6 protein-coding genes are annotated in these 19,010 nt (G+C 45.1%); 4 read left to right on the forward strand and 2 right to left on the reverse strand.

Going from position 1 to position 19,010, the window contains the following annotated elements; translation table 11 throughout:
- Positions 1 to 5: 5 nt before the first annotated feature.
- The 4 genes from pgi (at position 6) to ICN41_RS00435 (ending at position 3,619) form a co-directional block, all read left to right on the forward strand.
- Positions 6 to 1,499, forward strand: coding sequence for a glucose-6-phosphate isomerase (pgi, locus tag ICN41_RS00420; RefSeq protein WP_216290851.1), 1,494 nt, complete (start codon positions 6 to 8; stop codon positions 1,497 to 1,499).
- 87 nt (positions 1,500 to 1,586) lie between these two features.
- Positions 1,587 to 1,847: a PbsX family transcriptional regulator gene (locus tag ICN41_RS00425; protein WP_216290852.1), complete on the forward strand. Its 261-nt coding sequence runs from the start codon at positions 1,587 to 1,589 to the stop codon at positions 1,845 to 1,847.
- Positions 1,847 to 2,215, forward strand: a complete 369-nt coding sequence (locus ICN41_RS00430) for a type II toxin-antitoxin system PemK/MazF family toxin (protein WP_216290853.1) — start codon at positions 1,847 to 1,849, stop codon at positions 2,213 to 2,215. Before ICN41_RS00425 ends, ICN41_RS00430 begins: the two co-directional genes overlap by 1 nt.
- 18 nt (positions 2,216 to 2,233) lie before the next feature.
- The gene (locus ICN41_RS00435) at positions 2,234 to 3,619 is read left to right on the forward strand and encodes a phosphomannomutase/phosphoglucomutase (RefSeq protein ID WP_216290854.1); all 1,386 of its coding nucleotides are present in this window, start codon (positions 2,234 to 2,236) and stop codon (positions 3,617 to 3,619) included.
- 54 nt (positions 3,620 to 3,673) lie between these two features.
- Here ICN41_RS00435 and ICN41_RS00440 read toward each other — a convergent pair whose 3' ends face one another.
- Together ICN41_RS00440 and ICN41_RS00445 are read right to left on the reverse strand one after the other, a co-directional pair.
- A complete protein-coding gene (locus tag ICN41_RS00440; protein WP_216290855.1) occupies positions 3,674 to 4,219 on the reverse strand; it encodes a hypothetical protein in 546 nt (181 codons plus the stop codon).
- A gap of 22 nt (positions 4,220 to 4,241) precedes the next feature.
- Positions 4,242 to 18,740 (reverse strand): S-layer family protein, encoded by a 14,499-nt coding sequence (locus ICN41_RS00445; RefSeq protein WP_216290856.1) that lies wholly within the window; start codon positions 18,738 to 18,740, stop codon positions 4,242 to 4,244.
- Positions 18,741 to 19,010: the final 270 nt, after the last annotated feature.

Genomic DNA, 19,010 nt, shown 5'->3' on the forward strand with positions numbered 1-19,010 from the left:
TAGGAATGTCTTTAAATCCTGCTTCACAGACCTCAAAATCCGTCTTTCGCGCCACAGATATCGTTCTAGATAGCGCCTATCAAGGTATCGACGCCAAAGCCTGGCAATCACTATTTGCCCAAGCCCGCAGCGCTAAGCTTGAGCAGTTTATTCAAGACATTTTTGCAGGTAAGCACGTCAATCAGTCTGAAGATCGCCCCGCCCTACACTCGGCTCTGCGTAACTTAGATAAATCGCCTGTGATAGTCGATGGCAAAGATGTCATGCCTGCGGTTTCTGAAGTTTGGCATCGCATTGAGGCGCTCTGCAATAAATGGGTCGGCATAACCGATGTCATTCATATTGGTATTGGAGGTTCTGATTTTGGTCCTCGTCTAGCTATTGAAGCTTTAGCACATGTTCCTGACATTGAGAGTCGTGGCATGCGCATGCATTTCTTAGCCAATATCGATACCGCAGAACTGGGTCGTATTTTGCAACGCGCTTTGCCTCACAGCACCCGCGTCATTATTGTTTCTAAGTCATTCACCACTTTAGAAACCACCAAGAATGCTAAAGCGGTTGTCCGCTGGTTAAAAGATAGCGGACGTACTGAGAGCCAAATCAACAATGCTTTATTTGCAGTCACTGCCAATGTACCTGCTGCAAAAGAATTTGGACTCAAAGAAGAAAACATTTACCCATTCTGGGATTGGGTAGGTGGTCGTTATTCTGTATGGTCTGCTGTTGGCCTACCAATTGCCTTGCAATATGGCTTTGAGACTTTTAAAGAATTTTTGGCTGGTGCTCAAGCAATTGATCAGCACTACCGCACAGCTCCGCTTGAAGAAAATTTGCCAGTCCTCATGGCTTTAACTTTGCTGTACCAGCAAGAGCAGCATGACATCAAGTCCTTTGCAGTGATCCCTTACGCTGATGCCCTAGATTGGTTTCCTAAGTGGCTGCAACAGCTCGATATGGAGAGTAACGGCAAGAGCGTAGATCGCAATGGCAAGCCAGTGAAGTTCTCTTGCCCAGTGGTATTTGGTAGCTCCGGTAGCAATGCACAACATTCCTACTTTCAACTCTTGCATCAGGGTAAAGAAGTGATTCCAATTGACTTCATTGCGATTCGTGAACCAATGAGTCATTTGCCTGAGGCCAAAGAACATCATCGCATTTTGCTGTCGAATTGTTTAGCCCAAGCCCAAGCTTTAGCCAACGGCAAACAAACAGATAACCCAAACAATACCTATCCTGGCAAACGCCCTAGCAATCTATTAATTCTGCCAAAGTTAAACGCCTTCTATTTGGGCGCTCTGCTCTCACTCTATGAGAACCGTGCCACAACGCTTGGTGCTTTGTGGAATATCAACAGCTTTGATCAGCCAGGCGTTGAATTAGGCAAAGTCTTGGCTACGCCAATTGAAGCAGCACTCAAAGATGCTACTTCAGTGCAGGCAGATTCCAATATTGATGCCATTACTGCGCAGCGTATTAATCTTTTTAATCAACCTTAAAAAGTTAACTATCAAATTCTGGCTACATTTGACTTTTTTCACTAAATGTTTATACTTGTTTAAACATAACATTTAGAGGAGGTTAAAATGGCTCCAGCACTAAAAGTAGAGCAAACAGTACAAGAATGGGGTAATGGCTTAGGGGTCAGGATCACCTCTCCAGTTGCTAAGGCGGCCCACCTATCACAAGGGGTTCCTATTTCTGTAGAGGTTGTTAAAAATGGAGTACTACTCAGAGTAGTTGGCAAACCTAAGCTTAGCCTTAATCAAAAATTGAAAGCCTTTGATCCAGAAAAACATAGCGGCGAAATTATGGCAACAATGGCAGTAGGGAAAGAAATTCTTTAATGGTGGAAAAATTAAAGTCTTGGGCCCCTGAGCGTAGGGACATGATTTGGATTAACTTTAATCCACAAACTGGAAATGAAATGAAAGATGAGCATCCAATGCTCGTCATTTCACCGAAAACTTTTAATGAGAGGACTGGTATTGTTATTGGACTTCCAATGACACATGCTAAATCTAATGAAACCAATCCATTTGCGATTAAATTCTCAGTTAGTCGCGGTGAACCAGTTTATATATTGACTCACCAACCTAAATCATTTGATTGGCGCCTGCGATCAGCCAGGCCACATCCATGGAAAACTTTGCCTGCCCCCCTATTTCATGAGGCTTGTGAAGGATTAAATTCAATTATCGAAATTGCCCAATAATAAATACTGGAATCTAAAGTGCAACTATCTCCCTCTATATTTAAAGCCTACGATATTCGCGGCATCATCGATGAAACATTAGATCCATCGATCGCCAAATTGATTGGCCAAGCATTCGGCACTGAGATGCGTGATCTTGGTGAAACCGAAGTGGTAATTGGACGCGATGGACGTCTTTCTGGCCCCAGCTTAATTGAAGCGCTGACAGAAGGACTGCTCTCTACTGGCATTAACGTAATTGATCTCGGTATGGTTGCTACACCGATGGTGTACTTTGGCGCCAATCAAGTCTTAGATGGCAAGAAACCAAAGTCCGGCATCATGATTACGGGTAGCCATAACCCACCAAACTACAACGGCTTCAAGATGGTTTTGGGCGGCGCTGCTATTTACGGCGATCAAATTCAAGCTTTACGTAAACGCATTGAAGCAAAGCAATTTGCCAGTGGTCAAGGTTCCCGTTCAACCTTTGATATTTTCCCAATGTATTTAAAGCGCATTGTCGGTGATGTGAAACTAGCTCGACCAATCAAGATTGCAGTAGATTGTGGCAATGGTGTGGGTGGCGCATTTGCCGGTCAACTCTTCAGAGCCCTGGGTTGCGAGGTTCAAGAACTTTTCTGTGAAGTGGATGGCCATTTCCCTAATCACCATCCTGATCCAGCCCATTTAGAAAACTTGCAGGATCTGATTAAAAACTTGCAAACTACCGATAACGAACTCGGCTTAGCCTTTGATGGTGATGCAGACCGTTTAGGTGTGGTCACTAAAGACGGACAAGTGATTTTCCCTGACCGTCAAATGATGCTCTTTGCCAAAGACGTCCTCTCACGCAATCCTGGCGGTCAAATTATTTATGATGTGAAATGCACACGTAATTTAGCAACTTGGGTTAAGCAGCATGGTGGTGAGCCGCTGATGTGGAAAACAGGTCACTCCCTTGTAAAAGCTAAGCTCAAGGAAACTGGCGCTCCATTAGCTGGTGAGATGAGTGGTCATATCTTCTTTAAAGACCGTTGGTTTGGTTTTGATGATGGTCTCTACACTGGCGCACGCTTGTTAGAGATTCTCAGCAAAGAAACAGATCCGAATAAAACCTTGAATGATTTACCGAATGCCATTTGCACGCCTGAGTTGCAACTAGCCTGTGCAGAAGGCGAACCTTTTGCCATCTTAGAAAAGATTAAAGCAAACGCCAAGTTTCCCACTTCGGAAGCCATTAATACGATTGATGGTGTACGCGTGGAATATGCCGATGGTTTTGGCTTAGCTAGACCTTCAAATACAACACCAGTTGTTGTCATGCGCTTTGAGGCGGATAGTGATGAAGCGATTGCTCGCATCCAGGGTGAATTTAAAACAGCCCTATTGGCGGCTAAACCGGATGCAAAATTGCCGTTCTAAGCACCAATCGATCTCAATCGCGATTAAAGAAAAACCATCTTACAAGGTGGTTTTTTAATGGATCGTGCTTGAGCTACTTGGCGTATCCACAGAAATAGTTCCCGATGTTTCTGGTGCAGATGAAGTAATGACTGCTCTACCCCATGAAGCCTGATCGCAGAGATTTTCTAATAGCAGGCGCAAAGCAATCAACATTGGCTTAGGCAGCTTGAGATTAATGCTTTGATCTTTTCCCAGCACCAGATCAATGGAGAATTGCTGCTCATTGGGTGCTTCGGCCTCTGCAATTCCACAAGTCACATCTAGAACCAATATAGGTGCATTTCCTAATGGGAATGATTCGCCTGCTTCAAACTCCGGGCCATTGAGATTAGAGCTCACGAGGTTTTTCTGCTCAAAGTCTGCAACCGCTTTAGCCGTTTCAGGATCGTGCTTTTGCTCTAGTTGCTTCTCTACCAAATGACCTGAAGCAGCCAAGATAAATAGAGTTACCCGGCGAGTCAGCAGGAATCCAAATTCAGCCTTCTCTTCAGTATTAATCCGAAATAGGATGCGGTCTTCTTGAAGAAGATAAGTAGCGTTTAGTTGCTTTATAGACATTTAAATATTTTAATTAACTAATTCAATTAAATGATTTAGAGCTACACTCATCCTCTGCAACTGACTCACATGGAATGGGTTTTTCAGGTTCACTTACCAACACTCGAGCCTCGAAGTAAGCTGATAATCGGACATCATATGGCTGAATAGTAGTTATATTAGAATTTAAAATGGATTTTGTAGATTCCTGATTTGCTGTTTGAGAGAATTCTAAGTTGCCTGCAATATTTGTACCAATGGTACGAATCAGATTTTCTGCGTAATCATTTCCCCCGCGGCCATTAATTCCATTGTTACCATTATTCCCGCCGGTCTTTGCATGTCCATCAAGTGGGTTGCCACCTCCAAGAGGGCCAAAATATTCTATGGGGCCATTCTTTGAGGTTAAGATTATTGGACCCGCTCCAGGGGCGGGATCATATGTAATACCACCCCCCGTAAGGGTGATGGGTCCAATGGTGCTAATATCATCACCGATCGTAATTACACCCGATGGGACTCCAGGCTTACCTGGATCTGGATTGGCATCAAGACGCATTTCTGTGGCAACAATAAGGCCACCTAGAGGCACTATTGATCCAATTGCCCCTCTAAATGTAATACTAGGCAATTGATTTGCATCAAATGAAACTGCTTTAGCGCTTAGCGTATGAGTGACATTTGTAGAATCATCGATGGTTCCTAGGAAGTCAATACTAGGGTCCTGCGACAAAAGAATTCTGGTCAAACCATTGGTACCATTATCAGAAATCACTACTGCGCCGTTGTATATCTGTGCACTCAATGTATAGATATCACCCTTCAATAGAATATCTTTTGAGTTCACCGTTAAATTAAATATGCTTGGGCCCTTAATAGCTCTTAAAGGAGATAGGTAACCCACAGTATCGGTAAAGGTTATTTTTCCAAGTAATGCATTCAATGTTAATGAGCGATTTTCTGAATCAGAATTGAGAGCGCCCAAGAAAGTAATGTCAGAATTTCCACTACTCATCAATATTGGGTCTATTGCTGTTCCTGATCTTAATGTTACGGCACCGCTATAAATCTGAGCACCTACAGTATTAATGTTTGTGATTAAGCTCACAGGACCTGAAATCGTGAGGGACTTTAATATTGTGCCGTCTGTTACCCCCACCCTGGCGTTATCAGACAAAATTGAACCACTTCCCAAAGCATCCGCATTATCAAGCATCAGCGTTTTCCCGCTATTGACAGAAATCTTACCTGTGAATATTCCTGGGTTTGATTGATTATTGTTGCCTGATATAGTCAAAACTCCCGCTCCAGCGTGTGCATATGTGCCACTACCGCTTAATGTATTCGCAATAGTAGTATCCACTGACTCATTAAAAGTCAAAATACCATGATTAATAATATTACTTCTCATGGCACCTGCAGCATTAACAACTGATACGTCATAAACCACTGAGCTATCAACTGGTATGTAGACATTAGCAACGTTACCGAGGGTTGGAATTGCACCACCCGCCCAATTAGACTGAGTTGACCATTTTCCGCCATTGCCACCAACATAACTTACCGAATTAAGCTGTGTAATCGTTCCGATATTCGAGCTATAAGTATTGGTACCAAGAACATAGTTACCACCATCGACTCCGGCTAAAGTTAGGCTGATATCAACAGCTTTAGAAACGCCAACATTTCGGTTATCAAATGTTCCAGAGCCAATAATAGTGACCTTGTCCTTAGAGGCACCGCTACCTAAAATACTGGATAGAGTTGGGTCAACATTCATAACCAACCCTCCGATATTGATATTACCGTCATAAACTTTAGCCACCCCAGAGATCCCCAGCTCACTAGGTTGTAATACATAAGGTATTACTGTATTGGAGCCAACCACCATCAAGGAATTAAAATTATTTCCTATAACTACTGCATTTGATGGTGTTAAGTTGTATCCGCCCACGTTGGTATTGCCGGACGTGCTACTTGTTGCGCCTGACAATACCAAATTGAAGTTAGCCCCTCCTCCTACGCCATCAACAACGCTAATACGAGAGCCAGTTACTACTGGCGTTAGATCAACAATAGTTCTGTTATCTGAATCTAAATATTGAGCTTTAGCAGTGTAAGTTGGCTCAGTACCATAATTTCTTGTAGATGGTGTGATGCGAACAAGCAAAGTATTAGCAGGGGCAATGATGTAATCACCATTGTTATAAGAGATGGTGTAATTAGATGAAGTTAGTCCGCTAGCCCTTAATACATTGGTATATACGCCAGCTGAATTCTCAGAAGAATTAGTTCGGATAATAGATGGCATGCCAGCCAATATCGAAGAATTTTCGCCATTCACAAAACCATTGTAAGTGACGCCCATATAGCCGCCGATACAGGAAATTCCGACGCCACAGTTATTTGCCGATGCAGCGATGTCAGCTTGAGTGACAAATTTTGCATCATGAGCTGCAGAAATAACTAAATTTGCAGGGGTAATGGTTGCAGCATTAGTAGTGTTGGTATTCGGAGTGGCGTTATAACTAGTTGTAATGTAATAATTACTCATGACTGCAGTACCAGCTACACCAGTAATCGACGTCACATAATTACTACCATTAGATAAAACATTTGCGTTTGCTAAATTGGCACTTGAAATTGAATTTACCTTATCGCCATCAACGAGACCAGTTAGAGTATAGCGGGTAGGAACTACATTACGGGTTCCTGAGTAGACACCAAACAACTCAATACCAAGAGGCGCTGGCGATACCACCAAATTAGCATTAGTGACTACTGGGGCGTGGTAGTTATCAAGCACGGCGCCTGATGCAGCTAGGTTAGAGGTGTAGGTACCTGCATTAATTCCTGTGGCCATACCAGTCACCGTGATGCCCGCTGCGTCATTACCTAGGGCGCTAGTAGTATAGGTTCCGGTATAAGCGCTACCTTTATAAGTATTGCCAGTTAAGCTTTCTACTGCAGCAATCGCAAGGGTCGCTTTAGCAACAGCATTGCTTGAAACCCCAACATAAGAGAAGTTGTAATTATCTATATTGCCAGTGGATAAACTCACTCCACTTGGATTTGAAGTGAAGCTTCCAGCCTGAGCTACTCCACTGACTACATTACCGTTAACCGTTGCAGTCTGGACTACAGAGGCAATAGCATCTGAACCTACTAAGTCGCTGCGGGTATAGCCAGCATTCGCTATTAAATTAGCGTAACTAGTCACACCATCGTAGGTACTTGTGCTTGAGTTATTGGTAATTGTGACTAGTTTAGGCGAAACCACCAGGTTCGCATTGGTAATCACTGGGGCATGATAGTTATCTAGCACAGCACCTGTTGCAGACAGATTAGAGGTGTAGGTACCTGCATTAATTCCTGTGGCCATACCTGTCACCGTGATGCCGGCTGCGTCATTACCTAGGGCATTAGTCGTATAGGTTCCGGTGTAGGCACTTCCTTTATAAGTATTGCCGGTTAAGCTTTCTACTGCAGCAATCGCAAGGGTCGCTTTAGCAACAGCATTGCTTGAAACCCCAACATAAGAGAAGTTGTAATTATCTATATTGCCATTAGATAGACTTACACCACCGGGAGTTGAGGTGAAACTTCCAGCTTGAGCTACTCCACTGACTGCATTGCCGGCAATAGTTGCAGTCTGAACTACGGAGTTAATGGCATCTGAGCCCACTAGGTCACTATTCGAATAACCAGCATTGGCCATTAAGGTGGAATAAGTCGTTATCCCATCATAAGTGTTGGTGCTCTGGTTATTGGTAATCGTCACTAGTTTGGGCGATACCACCAAATTAGTATTAGTGACTACTGGGGCGTGGTAGTTATCAAGCACGGCGCCTGATGCAGCTAGGTTAGAGGTGTAGGTACCTGCATTAATTCCTGTGGCCATACCTGTCACCGTGATGCCGGCTGCGTCATTACCTAGGGAATTCATTCTGTATGAGCTACTATAAGCCTCACCCTTATAAATCCTAGGCCCATCGGGAATAAGCGCTTCGATAGAGAGCGCTGCCTTACTTAAAACTACTAAGTTAGTACTATCTGAGCTGTTTACACCTACTATCGGTGTTGAGCCTGACAATGAATTGTTTGTTGTCGGATTGATTTCATAATTATTAATATTAAAGCCACTAAATGCATTAATGGCTGTGACGTAGTTGGCAGATGCAACATTTTTATCATTCACGCTGACACTAGTAACAGCACCACCTGCATCAGCCACAACCAATCCAGCTAATTTAATGTTGGCATTAGTACTGGTATAGTTTGTTGTTGAATTGTAGGTCCCGGTTACATAGATTGCTAATGGTGCCTTGTTAACTAGGTAATCAACCGGGCTTGAACTAGGGCTAAATATATAGTTTGTTGATGTTAAGCCACTGGCATACGTTAGAGAATAAGTTCCTACAGATGATGATGATGTTGGAGCATTAGTAAAAATAGCGCTTCCACTCAAACCATCTGATATGGAAATTGAGTCTCCAGTACCTGCGCTATTAAAGTTAAAAGTGTAGCCAATAGAGGGTGTTGAGCCATAAGTGCTGAACTGGTCAGCCCCAATCTTCACATAGGCAGTCGCAGGGGTAATGGTTAAATAACTTGTCGCATTGCCAAGACTAACTGTATAGCCAGTGGCGTCGGCACTGTTCAAACTTACTAGATATTTACCTCCATTTTGTAGTTCTCCACCGCCAACATTAGCAGCCGAACTAAATCCATCTGAACTAATGCTAACTGAAGAAATTGAACCTAGTCCAGAATTAGTAAAGACATCATGATAACTAGCGGGATCAGCATTTGTAGTGACGGTATAAAGCGATGCAAAATTACTTAAATCTATAGTTTTGCCATAAATTTTAGATGGATCATTATTCAATGAAATAGTCAGCGTAAGACTATTTTTGAATACATAGTGATTACCTGGACCGACATCGGCTGGTGGCAATGAAACAATATCACTTCCCCAATAAGCATCATTTCCACTAGTTAAATAAGAGCCAACGCCAAAAGCATTTCCAGCCGGCGAGTTGCTATAGACAATCCAGCGTGAGCCAGCACCATTGGAAGTTAATGCTTCAGAACCAGCTAGATTGATGAAGTTTCCAAAAGCAGATAAAACCAATTGGCCTCCTTCAGTGCTAGTAGATATAGATGCTCCTGATTGGATATTGATGTCTCCACCACTAAGGATGCTGACTGAGTTAGCAAAAGAAGTTACTCCACCGATATAAATATTACCGCTAGTGTTATCGCCAATAGTAATGCTGGAGAAAGTCTCACCAAAGACGCGGCTTGAACCAGAGAACAGCGAAACTGGTAGCGATAATGCATCAGTAATTGGGCCGGCACCTATGCTGATCGCATTTCCTGGGGTGTAGGTATTAATTGCTAGAGTGCCATCACCACTATAGATCTGTGTGCCAACCCTCGCATTGATAGCATCAGTGAATAACGTCATTGATCCACCGGATCCGTTTAATACAACCCCATCAGCCAATGTGATACTTGGAGCATTATATTTTTGAGCATTTGCTGTGATGATGTCTGCAGCAATTAGTAAGCCAGTAGAACTAATTGAAATTGCATTCAAGGGTGTTAAGGAGCCAATTGCTCCACTAATAATTGTTGTGCCTGTATCACTAATCAATAAAGTGTAATTACCATTAATGGTGTTATTGAAATGAATTTCATTACCAGTTAATTGGGTATCGCCTAATAATCTTATGGGTCCGTTATAGGTTTGGGATCCAACCGTAGTGATCGTATTCTCTATAGAAGTTGGTCCGTTAAGTATTAGGTTTGAGGCATCTGCAGTATTAATGATCGAACTACTTGCTCCCATCTTTAATGAATTCAAAGTTACTGAACTAACTTGAAGATCTAAAACGCCCTCTAAATTCACTGCGGATGAATTTGCAATTGAGCCAGAACCTCTGATTACAAGGGTAGCTCCGGTATTAATATTAGTTGAGCCTGTATGGGTATTGGCAGCAGTTATAGAAGTGACGCCGCCCAGCCCAGAAACCGTGAAATTAGCATTACCGGCAATTGCTCCATTAACAATATTTTCTGCACTGGTCGAGTTAATCGTAAGTGATCCAAGGTTTGTAGTATTGCCACCAAGCGTCACTTTGCCCGCTCCGGAATTAATAGTGAGTGAGGTACCCCCAAAAATCACAACACCAGAGCCACCACTTCCGCCCAGAGAATCGTATGCACCACCTCCGCCACCGCCACCAGTATTTGCGAACCCACTAGATGCAGAATTTTGGGCACCACCAACTCCGCCGCCGCCAAGCCCGCCTTCACCATATCGATCACCTTCAGAACCTCCGCCGCCACCGCCTGCAAGATAGTATTGGCCATTAACTAATTGACCAATGTTTGAACCGGCAATTGGATTCATAATTCCAGATCCTCCGTTACCAGCAATCCCCGTATTTAATCCCGCATCAATACCGGCACTTCCAGCACCGCCACCGCCACCACCAATGCCGCCCATAGCATTTCGGGTAAATGGACTTTGCGCTCCAATACCGCCAGCATTTCCTTGTGCAGGATCTGCAGAGGCGGCGCCTGGACTGGTGCCTGGGAAACTATTATCAATACGCCCGCCGCCACCGGAGCCGCCAGTGTTAGGCAAGGAGTCATATGAAGAACCACCGCCACCGCCAAGAGCAATTAGAGAACTTGTGGTCCAAATCACTGAAGAATTAGCCCCATTTCCGCCTGCTCGAGATGTAGCTACTCCACCATTTCCGACTGATATCAGGTAGGTAATGCCAGAATTAAAGCTAAAGTTAGGCTGGAATATGAGACCTCCCGCTCCGCCACCGCCATCTCCATATGTAGTACCCCCTGCACCACCCCCCGCGACTAAGAGCATTTGTGCACTTGATGATGAATTAGGTATCCAGGTATATGCAAGACCATCCCACTGCAGACTTCCACCAGTTAAAGATATTGGAGTTTCTGTTGCAACACCATCAATGAAAGTAGATCCTCCATTAGTACTGTACAGATAATTACCACCCCCCAATAACTCAAGTATGGTTGATCGAGTAGCATTACCTGAAATATTCCCAGCAATACTGACATTACCCGCGCCACCATTTACATTGGAATTCAGACTAATGCTGTCGGCTGTCAAGGTCACATTGATGTTATATGTCTGGTCCCCAACAGTATTAACATCGCCACCAAGGATGGTATTGCCGCTAATTGTTAAAGTATTTAGTGGATTAGTAGCGCCAGTTGCACTTGCAAACATTGAGTCATATGAACTATTGGCTATCGTTAGGCTATATGGAGTTGTATCGAAGCTATCCACTGTTGAAGAGAATTGAATATTACCGCTGCTAGCGGTAAAAATGATGTCTGCACCAAGAGTTACCGCACCACCATATAACTGATCTCCTACAGTTTTTATGCTACCGCCATTTAGTTTGATGTTGGCAGATTCGATAGTAAGCGTGCTTAATGGGTTTGTTGCACCGATGGCAGCACTAATGGTTGTAATACCACTATCAATTATTCCTAGCTGATATGCGCCATCAACGGTATTGTTCAGATGAATTGAATTACCACCCAGCATGGTATATCCAGCTAAAGTCACTGGTCCGTTATAGGTTTGGCTACCGCCAATAACAATCGCATTGGCTATGGTAGTTGCACCATTTAATACGAGGTCAGTATTGATGGGTGAATCTAAGTTAACAGTAGAGTTCATGATAGAACCAGTAGGGCTCATTACTAATGAATTTAGAGTAGCTGAGCCAACTTGGAGATCCAAAGTACCATCTAGGTGAATACTTGAGGAATTAGAGAGTCTGCCAGAGCCACTTAAGACGAGTGTCGCACCGGCATTAATAGTGGTTTGGCCACTATAAGTATTTGCCCCTGACAGCGTGGTGGTGCCAGAGCCTAGTTGCTTTAAGGTTGCGCCATTGCCGCCTAAGATGGCGCTCACATTCAAGCTTTCAGTGTTATTAAATGTAAAGTCAGTAGCCGTCAAAGTCTTAGTGCCTACACTATTGATAATGGAGCCACCTAAAATGCCGACCTCAACAGCACTTACCGTTTGATTAAAGCCGTTCAGATCTAGAGTGGCGCCATTGATCAATAAAGCCGTGTTGCGACCTAGAGCGCTATAACTTCCAGTTAAAAAGCTGCTGCCATTAGCAGTGCCCAGTTTTAATGTGCCACCTAATAGAGTGGTATCACCGGTATAGGTATTACGGCCAGATAATTGCACTGTGCCAAGTGAGTCACCATTAATGACTAACTCTCCATCACCGGTAATCACGGAGCCGATGGTGAAGATAGCGTTCTGGGCTGCGGCTAAGCCGCCACTGCCACTTAAAGTAATGCCACGCTTGGTATTGAGGCTCAGATTTTGCAGGGCAAGGAGTGTGCCGCCATTTAAGCGCAGTAAGCTTGGGTTTGCTAATAAGAGTGGTGCAGATCCTAAGCTGCTATCGCTTGTGATGGCCAAGGTGCCATCATTGATAGTGGTACGACCACTATAGCTATTACTATTACTGAGGGTCAGCCTACCGTCACCCTCTTTTGTCAGGCTGGCGCCTAATAGGTTATAGCTACCAGAGACATAACCAATCAATCTCAAGAAGGCATTGAGTAATACTCCGCGATAGGCTGAAGCATCGCTCACTACGCCGTTGATGACAATATTGCCAGCCCCACCAATGCTCGTGTTGTTAGCTAAAATTACCGTACCACTCAGTACCGAGTTTGTTGGGTATGCGCTATTGATTAAGGCACCATTGCCATCCATGCCACTGCCGGATAAAACAAAATGATTGGCTAGTGAGTTACCGTGTAGATCAACAGTAGCGCCAGAGTTAATGGTGATTAATCCAGAGCCTAAGGCAGTATTTGACTTAGCGATGACTAAACCGGCATTTACAGTGGTGTCACCGCTGTAGGTGTTGTTACCACTTAAAGTTAGAGTGCCTAATCCAATCTTAGTTAAGCCACCAGTTGTAGTGGCTGATGATCCGCTGATAGTCAGATTGGTCAGCGCTGTTGTAACGTCAATTGTGCCAGTGGTACCTGCAGTCAGAGTAAAGGCGCGATCGGTTGATGCAGTACTACCGGTGTACTGCAAAGTACCATTACCAATCACGAGATTGGTAGCTGCATTGGTCGCTGCACCCAAATTACCAGCAGCTCCACCATTACCAATGGTGGCAACACTCAGAACACCTTCGCTAACAAAAGTAGCGCCACTATAAGTGTTGTTACCAGCGAGAGTTAAGGTGCCAGCACCTGTTTTAATGAAGGAAAGGCCTGGACCAGAAATGACCCCATCAATAGAGCCATTACTACTATTGTCAATCATTAGAGTACTGCTTTGACCGCTAGATCCAGTATTGCTAGCACCAGCTATAGAGCTAATGTTTCCGGTTATGACAAGGAAACTAGACCGCAATGCTATATTGCCAGCATTGCCACCCACATACCTAGTGCTACTTCTAGCTGAATCATTTTCTTTGCGACGACGGTCATCATCGTCATCATCGTCATCATCGTCATCATCGTCCCTTGAAGATTTAAACGTTGATGCGCCGCCATTAGAGGTGATTCTATTAAGGGTAATGGCTCCACTAGCTTTGATATCTACGGCTCCAGCATTATTACCGTTTCCAGAACTACTCGAGGAGCCGCTAGTATTGATAAAGCCGGTTATCTTCACATTTCCACCGGCATCGATGATTAAGCCAGTCAATGGTGTGCTATTACCCAGATCTCCAGCGATCGTGACATCGCCTGTGCCGTGGGTATTGATGGTAAGCGTTCTAGCGCCATCGACATTAGCGCCCATCGTGACATTGCCATTGTTCGTCGTTGTCAGTGTGGTGTTGGCTGCCAAGGTCACGGCGCCAGTGTAGGTTTGATTACCGGAAGTGGTGATGTTGTTTGCTAAGGTCGATGGACCGCTGACGGTGAGGCTTGATGTGCCTGCAGTATTGATGATGCTATTGCCGCTGGACATGTTCAGACTATTAATGGTTTGAGAAGTTTGCAGATCCCAGATAGCTGCATTACTCATCACCACATCAGCGCCCGTAGCTAGGCTACCGGTTAACACCAGGGTACCGCCATTGATTAGGGTATCGCCACTGTAGGAGTTGTTACCGGCGAGAGTAAAGGTGCCTACCCCAGCTTTAGTCAGCGCGACACCCGATCCTGCGATGATGCCGCTGATAGTAGAGGCATCTCTGTTGGTAATGTTGATCGCGCTGTTACTAGCTAATCTAAAGGTGGTGGCATTCAGAACATCAGTACTAACTGTCAGCCTAGTCAATGGTGTGCTATTACCCAGATCTCCAGCGATCGTGACATCGCCTGTGCCGTGGGTATTGATGGTAAGCGTTCTAGCGCCATCGACATTAGCGCCCATCGTGACATTGCCATTGTTCGTCGTTGTCAGTGTGGTGTTGGCTGCCAAGGTCACGGCGCCAGTGTAGGTTTGATTACCGGAAGTGGTGATGTTGGCGCCGATGCTGGTAGTGCCCGATACATCCAAAGCAGCTGCGTTCGAAATAGAGCCCCCAAAGACCGCATTACCGTTGATAGTGAGGCTATGGTTAGCGCCATTAAGGTTAGATTGGGTTGTGATCGTGGTACCGGTCAAGGTGGTTGCTGCGCCTAGGGTCATCGCCTCACGATAGATCTGTACTCCGCCGGTATTTACTACAGCGCCATTGATAGCAATGCTGCCAGACCCTGCTCCACTGGAGTCGGTCTCAATTCTTGCCGCGTAGATTGCACCATCCAAGCTAGTAGCGCCAGTGCTATTGAGGATGAGGTTGCCGATCGACAAAGTATTAGTACCAACGCCGCCTAAGGTAATAGCGCCACTACCGGTGGCAATCGTGAGATTCTTGGCCGATCCGGTAATCGCATTGTTAAACACCACATTGCCATTATTGGTGGTCAGTGCAGTGTTGGCTGCCAAGGTCACTGCACCGGTGTAGGTTTGATTACCAGAGGTAGTGATGTTTCCATTAAGATCAATACTTGCAATTGTGTTGTTAGATCTAGGGCGAATGGCAAGCGAGCTGCCGCTACTACCTGTTACATTTCCGCCTAAAGTAAGTACATTTGTAATTAGCGTAAGGTCGTAACTACTAAGCGTTACCGTACTGGATGTAGTAATTTCACTCGCACTGAGGGTGACATCGTCGCGCAGAATTACTGCGCCAGTGTAGAACTGTTTACCAGCAGTGGTGATATTGGCATTGAGCCGAATGTTGGAGCCAATGAAGGTTAATGATCCAGATCCCGTAGAGGAGATATCACTATCAATGGTGATCGAATCAGACCCCAAGCGAGAATCATCTTTGCTATCAATTTTGTTACTACCAGATAACGCTGAACGATCGCTTGTTTTAATGGTTACGGATTCATTATTATTCAGTACATTACGAATCCTGCTTGCTTCCCTACTGCCAATTTCATAATCCCAGGGATCCAATAACCACATCCCCCCTCTACCAGCATTAATACTGGAGAGCAGACTGATAGCCTGACCGGAGGTTTCGATAAAACCACCGCCGTTAGTGTTCAGTGGATTGGTTTGATTTGCCTTGATGATGCTATTGGCATCAAGGTTAGTGAAGATTGAGAACGGCAGGGTGTTACTCTTCGCATCATTACCAATGAGGATGTGTCCACCTTGATTAAAACCCGTTACCTCTACTGTGGATGATTCAATACTGGTGTAATTCGTTGCTGCAATTCCAATCTGTCCACCACGGCCATTTGAACCGTTAGTTTGGATAGTAGAACTTTGTAAATTGATGTCACCCGATGTGGTGCTGATTTGAATATTGCCGCCGTTACCAGAGCCATTAGCTTGTATTTGGGCATTATTAATAACTTGGTTATTAATGGTTTGTAGAGTAATTGCGCCGCCTGGGCCGTTATTACCATTTGCCTGGATTAAAGATCCAGATTGAAGATTGCTACTGTTTGCTACTACTGTGATCGTACCGCCGGTATTACCGTTGGCTTGCACTGATCCTGCAATAGAGAGCTGAGTCGCTTGCAGATTGAAGTTTCCACCAGGGCCATTATTGCCATTGGCCTGCATAACTGATCCAGATTGGGTCACTAACTGTGGAGCAGCGATATTAATTGCTCCCCCTGCTGAACTAATAGCAGGTTGATCGGCTGTAGCTGGCGCTGCATTAGCGGTAATCGTGGCAGTTGAGGTAGCAGTCACGCTATTGCTAGCAGTCAAAGTAATCGTGCCGCCAGCAGTGTTCGGTGTTGCTGTGGCTGCACTAGCTGTTTGCGCAATTTGGCTTGGTGTTTGCGCAGTAAAGGTCAGGCTTGCTATTGGTGTACTTGGTGCGGATGGAATTGAACCACTGGCGCTACTTGCCACATTAATAATGGTGGTCGTTCCCTGACCTGCTGCCTGAGCAGCATTGGCAATATTGGTGTTTAGGACTGCTGCATTAGGGGCTACGAGGTTCACCACATTAACGGCTGGCGTAATGACTGCAGATCCCGCATTAGCGTTATTGGCCAGATTATTTACTACCGCTGGAGTAGATACCTTAGCGGCGTTCGCTGTCACATTATTACTTGCCACTGTGGCAGCCACTGCAGTACTTGCAGCTGCTGCTTGCGCTTTAGCAGCCGTTTGCGCTACTGCTGCAGTCGTTGCCGTTGCCGTTGTTGTGTTGTTAGTACCAGTAGATGCGGGAGTCGTTGGGGCTTGGCTTGCTAACTCTTCTTCTCTGGTTCTAGTCGTCGCGGTATTGCTTGTAGTAGCGCTACCAGTGGTAGATGAGCCGTTAGAGCTGACTCTGCCAGCCACGATAATTGCCCCGCCGGTGACATTAATAGAACCGGTTGAGCCGCCAGTTGAGGAGAGTGCCCCATTAACCGTAACCGCCTGAGCGGTTGCCGTGATCTGGTTGGCGGAGGTAGTACTACCAGCAGCTAGGGATAAAGCTGCCGAGTTGGTCACTAAGCTACCAGTACTACTGGTACTAATGGTGCCGTTGTTCGTAATGGTGCCTGTAGCGTTGAGCGTTAAAGTGGTCGCAGCTCCATTACTTGGGGCAATCGCTGCGCCAGCAGCTACCGTTAAATCACCCTTGACTTCAATGGTGACGTTTGACGTTGCCAAGGCGGATGAGATCGCACTAGCGGTTGATGCACTAATGGTCATGCCTTCCGGATCTAGCAGCCAATGACCTGCTTTACCTAGCTTTGCTGTGACATCCACCACTGTAGATTTGAGGATCTCTAATGCGCCTGAGGAACTGGTTTCGACAAAGCCGCCATTACCTCCTAGGGCGCCACCTTGAGATTTAAAGGTACCCGCTACGATGGTTTTGATGCTTGACCAGATATTAATATCACCGCCATTACCTTTATTGGTAGATGAGGCATCGACTGTGGCGCCAGCTTGAACTGTTGTGGTTTTGGCTAAGTTCTCAGCTTGAACGTTACTTCGGGTGCCATCTTGATTTTGGGTAAAGGTGACTTTTGTAGTGCCGACGTTAATCAGGCCACCATTAGCGGTTCCTCTGGCATTGGTGTTTGAGCCATCAGCCAAAGTAATGTCTTCACCTTGCAGGGTAATCTTGCCACCATCGGCGTTTTGAGCTTTGCCATTAGCCGCAATCGTGCCAGCCTGGGTGATGTTTGACGCTACTAGCTCAATCACACCGCCATTGTTTTGCATTGAAGAAGCAGAGATACGGCCAGTGTTCTTAATGACCGAGCCCATGAGATTATTGGCTGCCCCTGCAGCAATGATCACTAAGCCACCCTCGACTTTGACCAGGCGCTTGTTCTCGATCAGGGCATTAACAGTCGACTCGTCCACCTTGAGGGAGATGAGGCTATCGCCTCTAAAGTCCAGAGTGATTTGTTTGCCAGCACCTAAAGCCACTGTTCCGGATCCCATTTTGGCAACTAAGTAACCATCATTACGCACTTCTGGAGCGAGTAATGCAATGTAACCATCTTTGGTATTGGTAGTGATCGTTCCTTCGTTCAAAATCTTGCCAGTACCGTCACCTTTATAGGTGGATTTACCATCCATAAAATCTTTGTTCGAGATGTTCATGGTTGTTGCCACAACACCGGCTGCATCCACCTGTGCACCACGACCAAAAGTGATGCCATTAGGGTTGACTAAAACGACCTGTCCATTGGCTTTAATTGCACCATCAATGACTGATGGTGATGCACCGATAACGCGGTTCAAAGTAACTGCAGAACTATTAGGCTGATTAAAGTTGACAGAGGCATCTTTGCCCACGTTAAAACTATCCCAATTTACGACTGCTCTTTGAGATGTTTGATTAACGTTTGTTTGCAGACCAGATTGGGTGATGACTGCTGTTCCGGCGACGACTTTACCGCCACCAGGATTCATATTCACATTCACCGTTTGTGCATACGAAAAATTGACATGCAACAAGGCCGCTAATGCGAGCAATAAAAAAATTGCTACGCGTTTAGCGATTGGATTCTGCAAATGCGAATCTTGAGAAGAATTTTTTACAAGGAGCGACCCTGTAAGCAAATCAATGTACAAATCGTAGGTCTTTACTAGTAAAACGACAGATGAAATTTTCGCGTTTTAGGAGGGATTTCTGAATTCACCCTAGGGGTAACAAATGCCAAAAAATGGCCAAAAAAATGGGCCTTTTTCCGTAATCTGAAAAATAATGAAGTGATTTTGAATTTAGCCCGAGGTAGCTGAGGCTGACTGGGTCAAGCCAGATGATTCCAAATTACATAATCA

Origin of the sequence: Polynucleobacter sp. 15G-AUS-farblos (genome assembly GCF_018882445.1) — a bacterium.
Classification (GTDB): Bacteria; Pseudomonadota; Gammaproteobacteria; order Burkholderiales; family Burkholderiaceae; genus Polynucleobacter.

Excerpts from the sequence above, each read along its gene's own strand:
- pgi (WP_216290851.1), top strand. The coding sequence starts at position 6 with ATGTCTTTAAATCCTGCTTCACAGACCTCAAAATCCGTCTTTCGCGCC.
- ICN41_RS00425 (WP_216290852.1), top strand. The coding sequence starts at position 1,587 with ATGGCTCCAGCACTAAAAGTAGAGCAAACAGTACAAGAATGGGGTAAT.
- ICN41_RS00430 (WP_216290853.1), top strand. The coding sequence starts at position 1,847 with ATGGTGGAAAAATTAAAGTCTTGGGCCCCTGAGCGTAGGGACATGATT.
- ICN41_RS00440 (WP_216290855.1), bottom strand. The coding sequence starts at position 4,219 with ATGTCTATAAAGCAACTAAACGCTACTTATCTTCTTCAAGAAGACCGC.